The following is a 15,580-nucleotide window of genomic DNA, read 5'->3' as shown; positions in this document are numbered from 1 at the left end:
CGCTTCGCGGCCACCTTCTCCCCCAAGGGGGCGAAGGAAAGAATGCCGCATGCGCTCCAGCAAGAGCCCCCCTCGCCTCTCTGGGGAGAGGGGACGGGGGTGAGGGGCTGGCCAAGGGCGCAGGCGCTCATTTTGGGTTCGCCTTCATCCATGCGGCGACGGCCGGGATCTGTTTGACGAAATCGACCATCTGATCGCGCGGGACGGAATACTGGCCGGGGCGTTCGGTTTTCCAGGCGGCGTTGTCGGTGATCGAGGCGGCGGCTTCGGCGCCAACGGCCAAATCCTTGATCTGGACGACGCCCTGTTCGCGTTCGTCCGAGCCCTGGATGATGACGGCGGGGGCGTTGCGCTTGTCGGCGTATTTCATCTGCTTGCCCATGTTCTTGGACGAACCCAGGAACAGTTCGGCGCGGATGCCGGCGGCACGCAGATCGGCGACCATTTTCTGGTAGTCGGCGATCCTGTCCTTTTCCATGACGGTGACGACGACAGGGCCGGTGACCGGGGCAGCATCGAGGTTGCCGGTGAGTTTCAGCGCACTGGCGAGGCGCGAGACGCCGATGGAAAAGCCGGTGGCGGGGGTGTGCTCGTTGCGGAAGCGCGAGACCAGGCCATCGTAACGGCCACCGCCGCCGACCGAGCCGAACACGACGTCCTGGCCCTTTTCGTTCTGGACGGTGAAGGTGAGTTCGATTTCGAAGACCGGGCCCGTGTAGTATTCGAGGCCGCGGACGACGGAAGGGTCGATCTTGATGCGGCGCGGACCGTAGCCGGCGGCTGTAAACAGTCGGGTCATTGACGCTAACTCTTCGATAGCTTCATGAAGCGGATTGTTAATTCCGATTGTTTTCAGCTCACGAACGAGATTTGTAACGGCGTCTTCGTTGGTCGTCTTGATCCATTTGGAGGAGTCCTCGTCAAATTCGTAGAAGTCTTCCTCCGACGGAGTGACCGCGTCTTTGATCATTGGAAACGAAAGAGAGTCTTCGAATCCTTCGACCGAAAACTCTGCCCAGTCGATCTCATCAAGAACTTGATCGATAGTCCTGGCCTGAGCAACACGGGTAATTGCTTCAACCTGATTTGCTTCCAGCTTCGCGCCGTCAGTAAAGTCTCCGCTCTCGTCCCTTCGTCCCTCACCAAGCAATTTCTGAACGCCTTCGGGGCCGAACTTGTCCAACTTGTCGATGGCCCGTAGCACCGTGAGCTTCTGCGCTTCATCGGTCACGCCAATGGCCTGCATCACGCCATCGAGCACCTTGCGGTTGTTAACGCGGACGACGTATTTGCCGGCCAAGCCGAGCGCATCCATCGTATCGGCCATCATCATGCACATTTCGGCGTCCGATTCCGGGCCGCCAGCGCCCACGGTATCGGCGTCGAATTGCATGAACTGGCGGAAGCGGCCGGGGCCGGGTTTTTCGTTGCGGAACACCCAGCCCTGCCGGTAGGACCTGAACGGTTTTGGCAGATCCTGATAGTTCTGGGCGAAATAGCGGGCGAGCGGGGCCGTCAGATCATAGCGCAGGCTCATCCATTGGTCGTCATCGTCCTGCACGGAGAACACCCCCGCATTGGGGCGGTCGGTGTCGGGAAGGAATTTGCCGAGGGCTTCGGTGTATTCGAAAAACGGGGTCTGGATGGGATCGAAGCCATAGCGCTCATAGACATGGCGGATCTTGGCGACCATCTGCTCGATGGCGGCGAGGTCCGCGGGTTCGGAGTCGACAAAACCGCGCGGCAGGCGCGGCTCGATGAGCGCTGAGTTCTTGGCCATGAATGTGGTCCCTGAAGTCCCGCGAATACGGGGCTTTTTGCAATACGCGCCGTTCCTAAACGATTAGCGGTTTGGAGACAAGGCAAGGGCATAGTGTTGCCATTGCGCCACAGGCAAATGGCAAGTGCGACATCCCGCCACATGAGGGGTTGGCGATCACGGATTCGTTAGCTAAGAGTTCGTCGTCTTCAACACAAACCTCTCAAGGGAGGCGTTCCTATGACAGCATTCGCTAACGTCCTCACCCGTGGTGTTGAAGCCTATGGCTGGGCCATGTCCCGCCGCCTCAATCGCACCGGCGTAAAAGCCTGACAGCCTTTGCGATAATCAGGTCGACCATCTAGCCGGTCGCGCTTCCGAACCGAGAAAGTGGTGACCACTTTTTCTGGAAGCCCTCCGGCAACCGGCCCGATCTTCAAAAACACCCCCAAAGCCAACCCATCCTGACGACAGCACATCTGCGTCCTGCCGCCCGGATTCCAACCAGACTCAACCCTTGGACACGTTTCCGGGCCGGATGAACCGACTCCCGCAAATGTCTCCAGCAACATGGAGCCAGTGCGCCTTTGCGCGCCTGGGTGACGACGATGTCGCAGGTAAACATGCAAGTGGAAGGCGCGATCCTGCGCATTTCCCTCGATACCCTGATGGCCGAGCACGGCAAATGGCGTGTGATCATGGCCGCAATCAAGGCGATGGTTCGCAGCAAGCGCCGGGTGCAACGAATCCGCCCGCAAGACCTGCCCAATTCGATCCGCAAGGACATAGGGCTGCCGACAATTGTGGACCCGCCTAGAATGCCGACGGTTATGAACGTCTATTTCCGTCCATAACCGTCGGCGCATTAACGGGGCGCTTGCCTTGGGCCTTTCCGCTTGAACCGCGGGGAGGCCCAAGGTTTTTCAGGGACGCACGAATTGGGCGCGCTGCGCCTCGATGGGCGCGCGGCAATGGCACCCCTCCATGTGGTCGTTGACCATGCCCATGGCCTGCATGAAGGCATAGCAGGTGGTGGGACCGACAAAGGAAAAGCCGCGCTTTTTCAGGTCCTTCGAGAGCGCCACCGAAGCGGGAGCCGTGCCAATGGTGCGCAGGGTGTCCCATGAATAATCGGTCGGGCGGTCGGCGGCACCGGGCTCGAAACGCCAGAAATAAGCGGCAAGAGAGCCGAACTCGGCGCGCAGTTTTTGCGCCTGGCGGGCGTTATTGATTGTCGAGACGATCTTGCCGCGATGGCGCACGATGCCCGCATCGGCGAGAAGGCGATCAATGTCGGGTTCGTCGAAAGCGGCGACCCTGTCGATATCGAAGCCGGCAAAGGCGGAGCGGAAATTCTCGCGCTTTTTGAGGATTGTCAGCCAGGAGAGGCCCGACTGAAAGCCTTCGAGGCACAGCTTTTCAAAAAGGCGCGTATCGTTGGTGACCGGATAGCCCCATTCGGTATCGTGGTAGGATTTGTACAGCGGATCGCTGCCGGCCCAGGGGCAGCGCACAGGTTCGGAATCGGTCATGGAATCGCCTCGCGGAGCATTTGGGTAACCATAGCGGTGGGGCAAGATTTAACCATCCCATTTGACTCAATCTTTGCCGGTTGGAGGCACCATCGCCGTTTGATTTCAAACTCGATACGAGACGCCGATGACCCGGATGGCCTTTGCTTTTCTTGCCGTTTTGTTGCTCACCACAACGGCGCAGGCCCGTTCGGGCTATCGCGGCTACATGGATGCGATGTTCGGGCCGCCGCCGGGAATGGTGCTGACGCCGGATGCGCCGCAGACCATGCTCGAGTACCAGACCGATTATGTCAGCCATCCCATGTGGTTGCGGCAGGTGGTCAATTACCGGACCAGCGAGGCACCGGGCACGCTGATCGTCGATACGCGCCGGCACTTCCTTTTCCTTGTCATGCCCAACGGCAAGGCCATGCGATACGGCATCGGAGTGGCGCGGACGGGGTTCGAGTGGAGCGGGACGCATCGGGTGAGCGCCAAGCGTGAATGGCCGAGCTGGACGCCGCCGGCCGAAATGCATGCCCGCCAGCCGGGCCTGCCCCAATTCATGCCCGGAGGGCCGAACAATCCGATGGGCGCGCGGGCGCTCTATCTCGGTTCGACCCTCTATCGCATCCACGGGACGAACGAGCCGTGGAGCATCGGGCGGTCGGTCTCATCGGGGTGCATCCGCATGACCAATCAGGACGTGATCGATCTTTACGGCCGCGTTCCGGTGGGAGCCAAGGTCATCGTCGTGTGAAGGCGGTGTCTGGTCCGGCGACATTGCAGCCGCCGGGCCAAGAGCTCGATCATTATAGGTCCGAAGCGATTGCCGCGCTTTCGGTTTTATGCCGCGTGGGGAATATTGAACCCCTTATCAGCATAGTCCTTGAGTTTGTTGCGAACCGTGCGGATCGAAAGCCCAAGGATTTCGGCGGCGCGGGTGCGGTTGCCATTGGTGCGCCGGAGCGTGGCGAGAATCAGCGTTCTTTCCACTTCGGCGACCGGCAACCCAACCATGGCCTCCGCCAGGTCTGCGTTTGGAGCAAAGTCGTACACTGCACGTCCTTTCTGAGCCCCCATACGCGTGGTCAACGTCCTAAGGGTCATCCCTTATGGTTAACAAAGCCCTAAGAATGGAGCGTTAACAATTAACTTAAGATAGCCGCGAGGAACGGTGGCTCTGGGCCCCGCCATACTGCTGCGAAAAGAGGGTGGTACCGTCGCCCCGGATCGAACGGGGGACCTCTAGATCCACAATCTAGCGCTCTAACCAACTGAGCTACGACGGCATGGTGACACGGACTTCGTGGCGCGCTGGCGGCGCCGTCCGGAAACGGGGCGGAACATAGGTCGAGATGACGGCAAAGACAAGTGCGGTTGTGGCAAGTTGGGCAGGTTTTTTAGGGGTGGCCGAAGGAACGGCCTTAACCATTTCCAACCTTTGGAGGGGCAAGAATGGCTCAAGGCGTGGACCGGGTCGCGGAGTCCCTATATTTAAGGTTTCGTCAACCATCGGCCCGGACCGGGACGAGGACGGACATACGGACGGAACATGACGCTCGACTGGACAAGCGCAGAACAGGCCCAAACCGTCACGCGGCTCGAGGACGATCCACGGCCGGCGTGGTTGTGGCCGGTCGATGGCACCAGGCCGGTCTGGACCAACCGAGCGGCCCGATTGTTCGGCGCCAAGATCAAGGGCGACGAAATCAAAACCCTGGAACCGGCGGTTCCGGTGAAAGGGCAGATCGCGCGTATCGTCCGGCTGGGACTGATGGGACGGCCAACCCTGTCGCGAATTGTCGCCCCCCTGCCATTGCACGCCCTTGCGGCTGGGCGACGACCGGATGTATCTTCTGGTGGTCGGGGTCGATCCGATAGGCGATGACATTCTTTCGGGCGCGAAGGCGGAAGCGGCCGAGCCGGACGATCGTTCCAGTGCGTTTGACGATGCCGCCGAGGAAATCGGACCAGAGACAGAAGCTGCAAGGGACGACGAAGCGGAACCTGCTGAGGGGCTCGCGGACCTTGTGGACAAACTTGCCGGTCACGAACATCTTTTCGACCCGCTGGACGCGGACGATGACGCTCCTTTTGCAGCGCCGATCCCCAGCCGCGACTTTGCGGCAATCGCCTTTGACGAAAGCGCCGAGGCGGAGACGGGCAAGGATCGGTCCGACTGGGGACCCGATGATCCGCTGGACCATGAAGAAGCGGCCTTTGCCGCCGATGGCAGCGATGACGAAGCGCCGGTGCGCGCCGGATTGTGGCAAGTTACCGGGCGTGGCTTGACGATTTCCCGCATCGCGTATGCTGAGGCCGAGGCCGAAACGTCCAGCTCGGCTTCTCACGAACAGGAAACGTCCGATGACGATGAGGGGCCCAACACCAGCGAACAGACGACGCGTTACAATTTCGAGGAGCTTTCCCGCATCCTGAACGACAGGGTGAACCGGGATGAGCCGGTCGAAACGCCCCCTGCCCCTGCTCCCCATGATCCACAGCGGACGGGCGGAGAACTGGTGGCACTGAGCGAGGAAGCGCTGGTGCTCAACCGATTGCCGATCGGGATTTTGATCTTTCGCGACCAGGACATCCTGTTTGCCAACCGCGCGCTGGTCGACCTGACCGGTTATGAGAATGCCACAACCTTGCGCAGCCTTGGGCTGTCGGCGATTTTCCCCACTGTGGATGGCGGCGAGCCGGCGGGGCCGGTCAGCCATCTGGTGCGCCGTGATGGCGCGAAAATCCCCGTCAATGCCCGGCTCAACGCCATTACATGGCAGGGACGACCCGGCTTTATGCTGTCTGCACGGGCAAGCGATATCGAACCGCTCCGTGAGGCGGAAGTCGGCCAGTTCGCGGCGCTGTGGGCCAAGGTGGCCGGGTTCGATTTCGTCACCGCGGACCGGGCCGGCCTTATCGCCAGCTTCGAGGACGTCAGGCGCGAAGACACCCCGGTCGAGATCGGGACGCCGCTTACCAATCTTGTTGCACAGGGAGAGCATTCGGCGCTGCGCCAGTTCCTGAGCCTGCCAGCGCGCTACGCCGGGGGCGTGCGTCCGGCGATATCGCTCAAGGGCAAGCGAGCCGGGCACACGCTTACGCTGTTTGCCGAAGGGCGAGCGGGAATCGTATCGGGGTATTTCGGATTGCTTGGACCGGCGGGCGGCCAGGCAGGCGCATCCGGCCGGCGAGCAGGGCTTCCCACGGCGACCTTGAGCCGGATCACGCGTGGATTGCGGCGCCCCCTCAACACGATCGCGGGATTTTCCGAATTGATTGCCTCGGAATCCTTTGGGCCATTGGCCAATTCGCGATATCTCGAATATGCGCGCGACATCCGCTCGGCCAGCGGGGAAATCGGCGATCTGGCCGACGAGCTCGATGATTATGTAAGGCTCGCGGAAGGTGAACTGGCTCTCTCTCCTGCCGATGTCGATATCGCAACGCTTCTGGCCGAAAGCCTCGTGCGGGTGCGTTCCCACGCGGGGAAGGCACGGGTCCTGCTGCGCAGCGCCATCAGCGAACGACTGCCCCATGTCCGGGTGGATGCCGCAACGCTCAAGCAGGCCGTGCTCAACATGCTCGCCAGCGCGATCAGCGAAGGGGGCGAAGGTTCCAAGGTCGTGCTGTCGGGACAGGTCGAGGACGACGGCTCGGTTTCAATCCATGTGCGCGACGCAGCCAAGGCGCCCAATGCGCTGGCCGAACGCTTCATGGTGTTTCGTGACGGGGTGGCGGCAGATGGCAGCGAGCGCAAGCCCAGCCATTCGAGCATCGGGCTGACGCTCACCCGGTCGCTGGTGGCAGTCAACGCCTGCTCTTTGAGCCTTGCGCCCGCCAGCGAGAGCGGCACGCTGATGACGCTGACCATTCCTGCGAGCCTGGTGGTTGAGGGCTGAGGTGACGGGTGCTTGACAAGCACCGGCATCCTCGGCCTTAACTCGATCCCATGAGCAAGCTGGGACCGATCCTTCGGATTGAAAACGTTACGCGCCATTTTGGCAGCGTCGCGGCTCTCGATGGTGTTTCCTTTGAGATCGCGTCCGGCGAAATCGTATGTCTTGTCGGCCATTCGGGGTGTGGAAAATCCACCCTGTTGCGGGCGATTTCCGGGGTCGAGCACATTGATGGCGGCGCCGTGGTGCTGGCGGGTACGACGGTCAGTGGCGCGGATGCGTTCGTCGAGCCTGAGAACCGCAATATCGGTTTCATGTTTCAGGACTATGCGCTGTTTCCGCACCTTACGGCACGGCAGAATATCGGCTTCGGCCTGCGGAACATGAACCGCAAGGACGTAGCGGCTCGCGTTGACGACATCATTTCACGGCTCGGAATCGAGGCGCTGGCCGAGCGCTATCCGCACATGCTTTCGGGGGGTGAGCAACAGCGGATCGCGCTGGCCCGCGCGCTGGCGCCTCAGCCGCGGATACTGCTCATGGACGAGCCCTTTTCCAATCTCGACCGGGGCCTGCGCGACACGATCCGGCGCGAAACCCTGGCGCTGCTGCGCCAGTTGGGAACCACGGCGATCATCGTGACCCACGATCCCGAAGAGGCTCTGGCCATCGGGGACAGAGTCGTCCTGATGCACAAGGGCAAGGTGATCGAAAGCGGAACCGGCGATGCCATCTACAGCTTTCCCCAGACCGCCTATGCGGCCGCGTTCTTCTCGCAGGTCAACCGCATCCCGGCCCGGCGCTCGGGCGACTGGCTCGACAGCGCGCTCGGCCGGTTTCCGGCGCCATGCGGGAGCTCGGGGCCGGTCCAACTCTTCATCCGTCCACAGGCCCTGGCACTGACAAAGAACGGGACGGCGGCAACGGTAAGAGGGCGGGTGCTGCTGGGCGAGATCGAGGAGGTGACACTGGAGGTCACCGGGCTGGATGAACCGCTTGTCATGCGCACAAGCGCACAACGCGGACTCGAGGTCGGCCAGGCCGTCACAATCGGTGTCGAGCCCAAGGACGTGCTCGTGTTTGCGGCCGACGAGACGGCACGATCGACACTTCCGCGCGGCCCCCTGGCGGCTGAGTAAATCGATTGTGATATCAATAGTTTAGAATGATTCTAGACTATATTTGAAATTTGTTGACTCACGCGCTCAGCTATGGGTATTGCGTCGATGGGCGCGTTTGGCCTTCGGCGCCCTTGATGCAACACACCAAGGGAATACCCAAATGACACGACTTTTGAAGACGTTTTCGGCAGCCAGCCTTCTGGCGCTGGGCGCAGCCGTGCCTGCACTGGCCCAGGAGGTCAATATCTACACAACCCGCGAGCCGGGTCTGATCCAGCCGATCCTCGATGCATTTACCGCTGAGACCGGAATTGCCGTCAACACCGTCTTTTTGCAGGACGGGCTGATCGAGCGTGTTTCGGCCGAGGGCGAAAGCTCCCCCGCCGACATCCTGATGACCGTCGATTTCGGGGCGCTGATCGATCTGGTCGATGCCGGACTGACCCAGCCGGTGGATTCGGACGTGCTCGAAGCCGCCGTGCCCGCGGCGCTCCGCGACCCGGAGGGCAACTGGTTCGCATTGTCGGGCCGTGCGCGCGTGCTTTATGCCGCCAATGATCTTGATATCGACAGCTTCACCTATGAGCAGTTGGACGATGAAGAATGGCGTGGACGCCTCTGCATCCGGTCGGGCCAGCATCCCTACAACACGGCGATGTTCGCGGCCTATATGGCCAAATATGGCGAGGAGGAAACCCGCACCTGGCTCGAGGGCATCAAGGCCAATCAGGCCCGTGTTGCCGCCGGTGGTGACCGCGACGGCGCGCGCGACATTGCCGCGGGCATTTGCGACATTGCCATCGGCAACTCCTATTATGTGGGGCTGATGACTTCGGGGGCCGGCGGTGAAGAGCAGCAGGCATGGTCCGAGGAAATGAAGGTCATCCTGCCGACGTTCGAGAATGGCGGTACGCTGGTCAATATTTCGGGCGCAGGGCTTGCGGCGCACGCGCCCAACCATGACGAGGCCGTGCAATTGCTCGAATATCTGGTCTCTGACGAGGCGCAGAAGCTTTATGCTGAAGCCAATTTCGAATATCCGGTTTCCGCATCGGCAGAAGTGCATCCGATCATCGCCGCTTTCGGCGACCTTGAAGCCGACAAGCTCTCGCTGACCGAGGTGCTGCCGTTCCGCACACGGGCCAGCGAACTTGTCGACGAAGTCAATTTCGACACGTTCGAAAACTAGGAAACGCGCGGCGGGAATCCCCCGCCGCGCCATCCTTGATGGCAGATTGGGCGCAAAGCCGGCCCTCAGCACGGCACCACATCAGACTTTCGCCCTGGGCCGCGATGGCATTTGCCGCCGCGGCTCTTGCGCTGTTGCCGGTAGCAACGATCGCCGTGACCGCGATCGCCAACACGGGCACGCTTTGGTCGCACGTTCTGGCCAATATCCTACCGCAGGCGGCGTGGAACACAGCCATTTTGCTGCTCGGCACCGGGATCATCGCAACCTGCGTCGGGACGGGGGCGGCGTGGCTTGTTTCGGCCTATGAATTCCGCGGACGCGGCGTGCTGGAATGGGCCTTGCTGCTGCCGCTGGCCGTGCCGACCTATATCATGGCCTATGCCTATCTCGACGTCCTGAGCCCGCTCGGCCCGATTCAGGGCGCTGTCCGCTGGATGCTGGGCTATTCGAGCCCGCGCGAATTCCGGCTTCCCGACATTCGGGCCATGTGGGGCGCGATCCTGGTCTTTGGATTTGTGCTCTATCCTTACGTCTATCTCACCACGCGAGCGATGTTTTTGACCCAGGCCGCCAACCTTGTGGAGGTCTCGCGAACGCTGGGCGTGGGACGCGGCGGGGTGTTCTGGCGCGTGGCGCTGCCACTGGCGCGTCCGGCGATCGCCGTTGGCGTATCGCTGGCGCTCATGGAAGCGCTTAACGATGTGGGCGCGGCGCAGTTTCTGGGCATCCGCACGCTGACGGCATCTGTCTATACCACCTGGATCGTGCGCACCGATCTGGCCGGGGCCGCGCAGATCGCCATTGCCATGCTGGCGGTGGTCATCGCGCTGATCGTTTTCGAGCGCTGGGCAAGACGCAACCAGCGCTTTGCGACCAGCGCGCAACGGGCCCGCCCCATGCCGCCGCGCCGGTTGGGCGGGTTCAAGGCGCTGGGTGCTTTCGTCCTTGGGTTTCTGCCCATCCTGATCGGGTTTGTGGGGCCCGCCATCTATCTGGCCCTCGCCGCAATCAAACGGATAGAATTTGCCGGCTTATCCCCCGCCCTGATACGAGCGACGACCAACACCGTTTCGGTTTCCGCAATCGCCACCGCCGTCGTGCTGGTGCTCGGCTTTACCATTGCCTATGCGGCGCGGATCCAACCCGGGCGCAAAACCGCCATCGCGGCACGGATCGCGACGCTTGGTTATGCGGTTCCCGGAACGGTCCTGGCTATCGGCATACTGATCCCCGTCGCCGCTTTCGATCGCACGCTGGACGGGCTGATGCGCGATTGGTTCGGTGTTTCGACCGGTCTGTTGCTGCTCGGCTCGGGGACGGCGCTGATCTATGCCTATACGGCGCGGTTCCTGGCAATTTCGGTGGGCGGAATCGAAGCGGGGCTGAGCCGTATTCCACCATCTTACGATCATGCAGCGCGCACACTGGGTCAGAGTGCGACCGGGACGCTGGTGAGGGTTCACCTGCCCCTGTCGCGGACGGCGTTGACCGCGGCAGGGCTTCTGGTTTTCGTCGATTGCATGAAAGAGTTGCCGGCAACGCTGCTGTTGCGGCCGCTCAATTTCGAGAGCCTGGCAACGCTACTGTATGGCGAAGCAGCGCGTGGAACCTATGAGGACGCCGCGCTGGCTGCGCTGATCATTGTCGTGATCGGGATTTTGCCGGTGGTGCTGCTGGCGCGAATGGGGCGGACCGATCGATAGGATCGGCCCGACTCTAACCCGTTGTTGCCTCGTGCCCGAACCGCAAAACCGCTTCTACACCTTCGGTTTGGCCGGCGCCTTGCGAACGGGCGCCTTTTTGGCCGCGGTGGTCTTGACCGCGCCAGCCTTGGGGGTTGCCGTCTTTGCTTTTGCAGCAGGCTTGCGCGCCGGCTTGGCGGGCATGGCGACCGCACCGGCAGCACCAACGACACCCTCGTCAGGCGTACCCTCGGTCGTGGGATTGGCCGGCTTTGTCGATTTGGCAGCCACGGCGGCCTTGGCCGGTGCGGCGGTTCCGGCGGTCAACGGTTTTCCTGCTTTATCGAAACGGTGATAGAGATCGCCCTTGGGTGCAAAGCTGATCTGGGCGCCCGACTTATAGGGCGTCTTGCCTTCCTGGCGGACGATGATCGCCTCTTCCTCGCCAATATCGACATAGATGAAACTGTCCGAGCCAAGGTCTTCGGAGTAGATGACCTTGCCCGACCACACGCCCTTGCCATTGGGCACGATTTCCATGTGCTCGGGCCGCACGCCGACGGTCTCCGCCTTGTAGGATTCAGCATTTTTTCCGGTGAGGAAGTTCATTTTCGGCGAGCCGATGAAGCCCGCGACGAAAAGCGACTGGGGATGATCGTACAGTTCCATGGGGGTGCCAACCTGCATCACCACGCCGTCCTTGAGCACCACGATGCGATCGGCGAGGGTCATGGCTTCGACCTGATCGTGGGTGACGTAAATCATCGTCGTACCAGGCAAAGATTCCTTGAGCTTGGCGATCTCCATGCGGGTCGCGACGCGCAGGGCGGCATCGAGGTTGGAGAGCGGTTCGTCGAACAGGAAGACCTGGGGATTGCGCACGATGGCGCGACCGATGGCGACACGCTGCCGCTGGCCACCCGAGAGCGCCTTGGGGAGCCGCTCGAGATAGGGGCCGAGCTGGAGCATATCGGCGGCGGCCTCGACCTTTTTCCTGATCTCGTCCTTGGGCGTGCGCGTCAGCTTGAGCGAATAGGCCATGTTGTCGAATACGGTCATATGCGGATAGAGCGCATAGGACTGGAACACCATGGCGATGCCGCGCTTGGAGGGCGCGACGTCGTTGACGACGCGGCCACCGATTTCAAGCTGACCGGCCGAAATCGTCTCAAGCCCCGATATGGTGCGCAGCAGCGTTGACTTGCCGCAGCCCGAGGGGCCGACAAAAACGATGAACTCACCCGACTTGATGTCGAGATTGATATCCTTGAGCACTTCGACATTGCCGTAGCGCTTGTAGAGATTGGTAATCTGCAGGTCAGACATCGTTACTCCCCTGGACTGTTTTGTCCTTAATTCATACGCCCAATATAGGCCCCGAACGGACCGAAACTCAACCGATTGGCTTCCATCTGGGCATCTGCGCCGGGCGCGCCCGCATCTTCGAGGACCAGACCGTCCGGCACATCGACGATGATGGGCTCGGGGGCCATGTTGAAAGCGCAGAACAGTTTATCCTCGCCCACCATGCGCGTGAACGCGAGGACCGTTTCGGGCCCACCTTCGACCAGTTCGAGATCACCTTTGATGAGCACCGGATGCTCGCGCCGGAAGCGCAGGATGGCGCGATAGAGCGAGAGGATCGAATTGGCAACATTGTCCTGCTGATCGACGGCGTAAGGCAGATGCTGGGCCGGTACGGGCAACCATGTGCGATTGGCCGTGGAGAACCCGCCATTGCGTACGTGCGACTGCCAGACCATCGGCGTGCGGCAGCCGTCGCGGCCTTTGAATTCGGGCCAGAACTCGATGCCGTAGGGATCGACAAGGTCGTCATAGGCGATCTCGGCTTCGGTGAGGCCCAGCTCTTCGCCCTGGTAGAGGCAAACCGAGCCGCGCATGGTCAACAAGAGCAGCGCGGCCTGGCGGGTCAGGCGATCTTCAAACCCGTGCGGCGCCCAGCGGCTGACATGGCGAACGACGTCGTGGTTGGAAAAGGCCAGGCAAATCCAGCCATCGGGGGCCTTTTCCTGGGTCAGGCGCAATGCGTCCCGGAAATGGGGGGCCGTGTATTCACCACCGAGATAATCGAAGGTGTAGCACATGTGCAGCTTGTCATTGCCCGACGTGTACTGGGCCATGATTTCGAGCTGATGCTGGGCGTCGCCGATTTCGCCAACGGCGGTCGTGCCGGGATATTCGTTGAGCAGCGCGCGCATGCGCTGGAGGAACGCGATATTTTCCGGCTGGCTCTTGTCGTAGAGGTGTTCCTGAAGATTGTAGGGATTGACCGCCGGGGCGGTGGAGGCGTTGAACTCTTCGGGCTTGACCGGCGGATTGGATTGCAGCCCGAGGGAGTGGAAGTAGAAATTGACGGTATCGAGCCGGAAACCGTCGACGCCGCGTTCGAGCCAGAAGCGCATTTCGCCCAGCAGGGCGTCCTGAACTGCGGGGTTGTGAAAGTTGAGATCGGGCTGGGAAACAAGGAAATTGTGCAGGTAGTACTGCATGCGCCGCCCGTCCCAATGCCAGGCCGAGCCGCCAAAGATCGAGAGCCAGTTGTTGGGCGGGCTCCCATCCGGTTTTGGATCGGCCCAGACGTACCAGTCGGCCTTTTCATTGGTGCGCGAGAGGCGGCTTTCGGCAAACCAGGGATGGCGGTCAGACGAGTGTGAAATCACCTGATCGATGATGACCTTGAGGCCCAGAGAATGGGCCTTTTCCAGCAGCCGGTCGAAATCTTCGAGCGAGCCGAAGGTCGGATCGATATCGCGATAGTTCGAGACGTCGTAACCAAAATCCTTCATGGGCGAGGTGAAGACCGGAGAGAGCCAGATGGCGTCCACCCCCAGATCGGCTACATATTCGAGGCGCGAGGTGATGCCCACCAGATCGCCCACGCCATCGGTGTTGTTGTCCTGGAACGATCGCGGATAGATCTGATAGATCACCGCGCCGCGCCACCAGTCCCTGGCGGCGGAAGACGTATCTTCAGGATGCACGAACTGGCGCGACTCGGTCGCAAAATAACTCATCGCCGAGCGAACTCCCCCTAAGCATGAACGCGCCAGGGGTGCCCCCTGCCCGCGGATGTAAAGCCCTGGTTTCACGGTGCCTCAAGGCACCCGCCAAACGCCTTTATTGCTTGTATCCAAAACGTTTTGGCTTAGAATCCTTACGCTGACGGTCCGGCTGGCGTCAACCGGGTCTTGCATTGTCTCGCGCAATATTGTGCAAGGGTGATAATGCCGCTCCGGGCACAAAAGCAAGGCGGCGGCGCTTGGGTGGAGGAGCCCTGAACGGAAATGACCACAGGCCCGAACCGGTCGCGCAAGCATGCCGGGGCGCAGAACCGGAATGTCACGATCAAGGATCTGGCCGCTGAGCTCGATGTTTCGATCACCACCATTTCGCGGGCGCTCAACGGCTATACCGATGTGGGCGAAAAAACCCGCAAGAAGGTGATCGATGCCGCGCGCCGGCTCGGCTACACGCCCAACCGCAATGCACAGCGTCTGGTGACGCGGCGCAGCCATTCTATTGCCTGGGTGCAGGCCGACGACGACAACAAGTTCGTCGACCCCCATTTCGTCGAAGTGATGGCGGGCGTTCTGCGCGAGGCTCGCATCGACCACTACGATATCGTGATGACCAGTGAAACGCCCGAGCGGCAATTGGCAACCTATGAGCGCTATGTGCGGGACGGGAGTGTCGACGGGTTCATTGTCGATCTGCCCCGACCGAACGATCCGCGCATCAATTTCCTGCTGGAGGCGGAGGTGCCGTTCGTCGTTCACGGACGTGAGGAGCGGCAGGATCAATATGGCTGGGTGGACGTCGACAATTACGGCAATTTCTATAATCTCACCAAGTTGATCCTGGCCAATGGGCACAAACGCATCGCCTTCATCAATGGCGATGAGCGGTTCCTTTATGCGACGACGCGAAGACAGGCGGTTTACGACGCATTGCGCGACCTCGGCCGCCCGCCCGAGACCGTGCTGTATCTCGAAGGCACACATCCCATGGTCGAAGCGGGGTTTCAACTGACCGACCTGGCACTGGCCGATCCGTCAATTACCGCTTTTCTCTATTCATCCATCCTTTTGGCCACCGAAGGGCTGACGGCGGTATCGCGCGCCGGGCGCATACCCGGTCAGGATGTGATGATCGCTTCGATGAACGACGAGCTGCAATATCTCAACCTGGCGCCAGTCGAGGGTCAGATCACCTATGTCCGCTCGTCCCTGCGCGCCGCGGGCCGGGCTCTGGTGGCCGAAGTGATCCGGCAGTGCGAACGCAAGAAAACCAGCGGCACGCTGATCCCGTCGCTGTTTGATCTGGGAACGGGGGTTTCAGGCGACGCCATTGCGGGCAGTGTGCATTTCGCATGAAAAAAGGGCCGCC

General features: G+C 61.3%; 11 protein-coding genes, 1 tRNA gene and 1 pseudogene. 7 read left to right on the top strand and 6 right to left on the bottom strand.

Annotation, left to right across the window (positions count from 1 at the left end):
* Positions 1-127 precede the first annotated feature (127 nt).
* Positions 128-1,780, bottom strand: a complete 1,653-nt coding sequence (locus tag KKY_RS02165) for a histidine--tRNA ligase (RefSeq protein ID WP_014129642.1) — start codon at positions 1,778-1,780, stop codon at positions 128-130.
* Between the two features lie 566 nt (positions 1,781-2,346).
* On the opposite strand from KKY_RS02165, the gene KKY_RS02160 reads away from it, so the two are divergent.
* Positions 2,347-2,613 carry a hypothetical protein gene (locus KKY_RS02160; RefSeq protein ID WP_148264170.1) on the top strand — a complete coding sequence of 89 codons (267 nt, stop codon included), beginning with the start codon at positions 2,347-2,349 and terminating at the stop codon, positions 2,611-2,613.
* Between the two features lie 69 nt (positions 2,614-2,682).
* On the opposite strand, the gene KKY_RS02155 is transcribed toward KKY_RS02160, so the two are convergent.
* Positions 2,683-3,291, bottom strand: coding sequence for a DNA-3-methyladenine glycosylase I (locus KKY_RS02155; RefSeq protein WP_014129639.1), 609 nt, complete (start codon positions 3,289-3,291; stop codon positions 2,683-2,685).
* 136 nt (positions 3,292-3,427) lie between these two features.
* Between KKY_RS02155 and KKY_RS02150 the strand changes: the two genes are divergently transcribed.
* Entirely contained in the window at positions 3,428-4,033 is a 606-nt protein-coding gene (locus tag KKY_RS02150) for a L,D-transpeptidase (protein ID WP_014129638.1), read from the top strand.
* An 86-nt stretch (positions 4,034-4,119) separates the two neighbouring features.
* On the opposite strand, the gene KKY_RS02145 is transcribed toward KKY_RS02150, so the two are convergent.
* Both KKY_RS02145 and KKY_RS02140 read right to left on the bottom strand, forming a co-directional pair.
* Positions 4,120-4,332, bottom strand: a complete 213-nt coding sequence (locus KKY_RS02145) for a helix-turn-helix domain-containing protein (protein ID WP_014129637.1) — start codon at positions 4,330-4,332, stop codon at positions 4,120-4,122.
* A 156-nt stretch (positions 4,333-4,488) separates the two neighbouring features.
* A tRNA-His gene (locus tag KKY_RS02140) sits at positions 4,489-4,565 on the bottom strand.
* A 558-nt stretch (positions 4,566-5,123) separates the two neighbouring features.
* Here KKY_RS02140 and KKY_RS02135 point away from each other — a divergent pair.
* From KKY_RS02135 to KKY_RS02120, 4 genes are all read left to right on the top strand, one after another.
* Positions 5,124-7,181, top strand: coding sequence for a sensor histidine kinase (locus tag KKY_RS02135; protein WP_014129635.1), 2,058 nt, complete (start codon positions 5,124-5,126; stop codon positions 7,179-7,181).
* Between the two features lie 50 nt (positions 7,182-7,231).
* Complete coding sequence (locus tag KKY_RS02130; protein ID WP_014129634.1) at positions 7,232-8,317, top strand: ABC transporter ATP-binding protein; 1,086 nt, start codon at positions 7,232-7,234, stop codon at positions 8,315-8,317.
* Between the two features lie 142 nt (positions 8,318-8,459).
* Positions 8,460-9,488 (top strand): extracellular solute-binding protein, encoded by a 1,029-nt coding sequence (locus KKY_RS02125; protein WP_014129633.1) that lies wholly within the window; start codon positions 8,460-8,462, stop codon positions 9,486-9,488.
* 38 nt (positions 9,489-9,526) lie between these two features.
* The gene (locus KKY_RS02120; RefSeq protein ID WP_139304951.1) at positions 9,527-11,194 is read left to right on the top strand and encodes an ABC transporter permease; all 1,668 of its coding nucleotides are present in this window, start codon (positions 9,527-9,529) and stop codon (positions 11,192-11,194) included.
* Positions 11,195-11,503: 309 nt separating this feature from the next.
* Here the strand turns inward: KKY_RS02120 and KKY_RS02115 are convergent.
* Positions 11,504-12,499, bottom strand: a pseudogene (locus KKY_RS02115) (ABC transporter ATP-binding protein); the annotation flags it as partial.
* 26 nt (positions 12,500-12,525) lie between these two features.
* Positions 12,526-14,208 carry a beta-galactosidase BglA gene (gene bglA / locus KKY_RS02110; protein WP_014129630.1) on the bottom strand — a complete coding sequence of 561 codons (1,683 nt, stop codon included), beginning with the start codon at positions 14,206-14,208 and terminating at the stop codon, positions 12,526-12,528.
* Between the two features lie 270 nt (positions 14,209-14,478).
* Here bglA and KKY_RS02105 point away from each other — a divergent pair, with 270 nt between their 5' ends.
* Positions 14,479-15,567, top strand: coding sequence for a LacI family DNA-binding transcriptional regulator (locus KKY_RS02105; RefSeq protein ID WP_014129629.1), 1,089 nt, complete (start codon positions 14,479-14,481; stop codon positions 15,565-15,567).
* The last annotated feature ends 13 nt before the right edge of the window (positions 15,568-15,580 follow it).

Source organism: Pelagibacterium halotolerans B2 (assembly GCF_000230555.1).
Classification (GTDB): Bacteria; Pseudomonadota; Alphaproteobacteria; order Rhizobiales; family Devosiaceae; genus Pelagibacterium; species Pelagibacterium halotolerans.
This window is presented reverse-complemented; position numbering and strand designations above follow the sequence as displayed.

Excerpts from the sequence above, each read along its gene's own strand:
- KKY_RS02105 (WP_014129629.1), top strand. The coding sequence starts at position 14,479 with ATGACCACAGGCCCGAACCGGTCGCGCAAGCATGCCGGGGCGCAGAAC.
- KKY_RS02165 (WP_014129642.1), bottom strand. The coding sequence starts at position 1,780 with ATGGCCAAGAACTCAGCGCTCATCGAGCCGCGCCTGCCGCGCGGTTTT.
- KKY_RS02155 (WP_014129639.1), bottom strand. The coding sequence starts at position 3,291 with ATGACCGATTCCGAACCTGTGCGCTGCCCCTGGGCCGGCAGCGATCCG.
- bglA (WP_014129630.1), bottom strand. The coding sequence starts at position 14,208 with ATGAGTTATTTTGCGACCGAGTCGCGCCAGTTCGTGCATCCTGAAGAT.
- KKY_RS02135 (WP_014129635.1), top strand. The coding sequence starts at position 5,124 with ATGTATCTTCTGGTGGTCGGGGTCGATCCGATAGGCGATGACATTCTT.
- KKY_RS02120 (WP_139304951.1), top strand. The coding sequence starts at position 9,527 with ATGGCAGATTGGGCGCAAAGCCGGCCCTCAGCACGGCACCACATCAGA.
- KKY_RS02125 (WP_014129633.1), top strand. The coding sequence starts at position 8,460 with ATGACACGACTTTTGAAGACGTTTTCGGCAGCCAGCCTTCTGGCGCTG.
- KKY_RS02130 (WP_014129634.1), top strand. The coding sequence starts at position 7,232 with ATGAGCAAGCTGGGACCGATCCTTCGGATTGAAAACGTTACGCGCCAT.
- KKY_RS02150 (WP_014129638.1), top strand. The coding sequence starts at position 3,428 with ATGGCCTTTGCTTTTCTTGCCGTTTTGTTGCTCACCACAACGGCGCAG.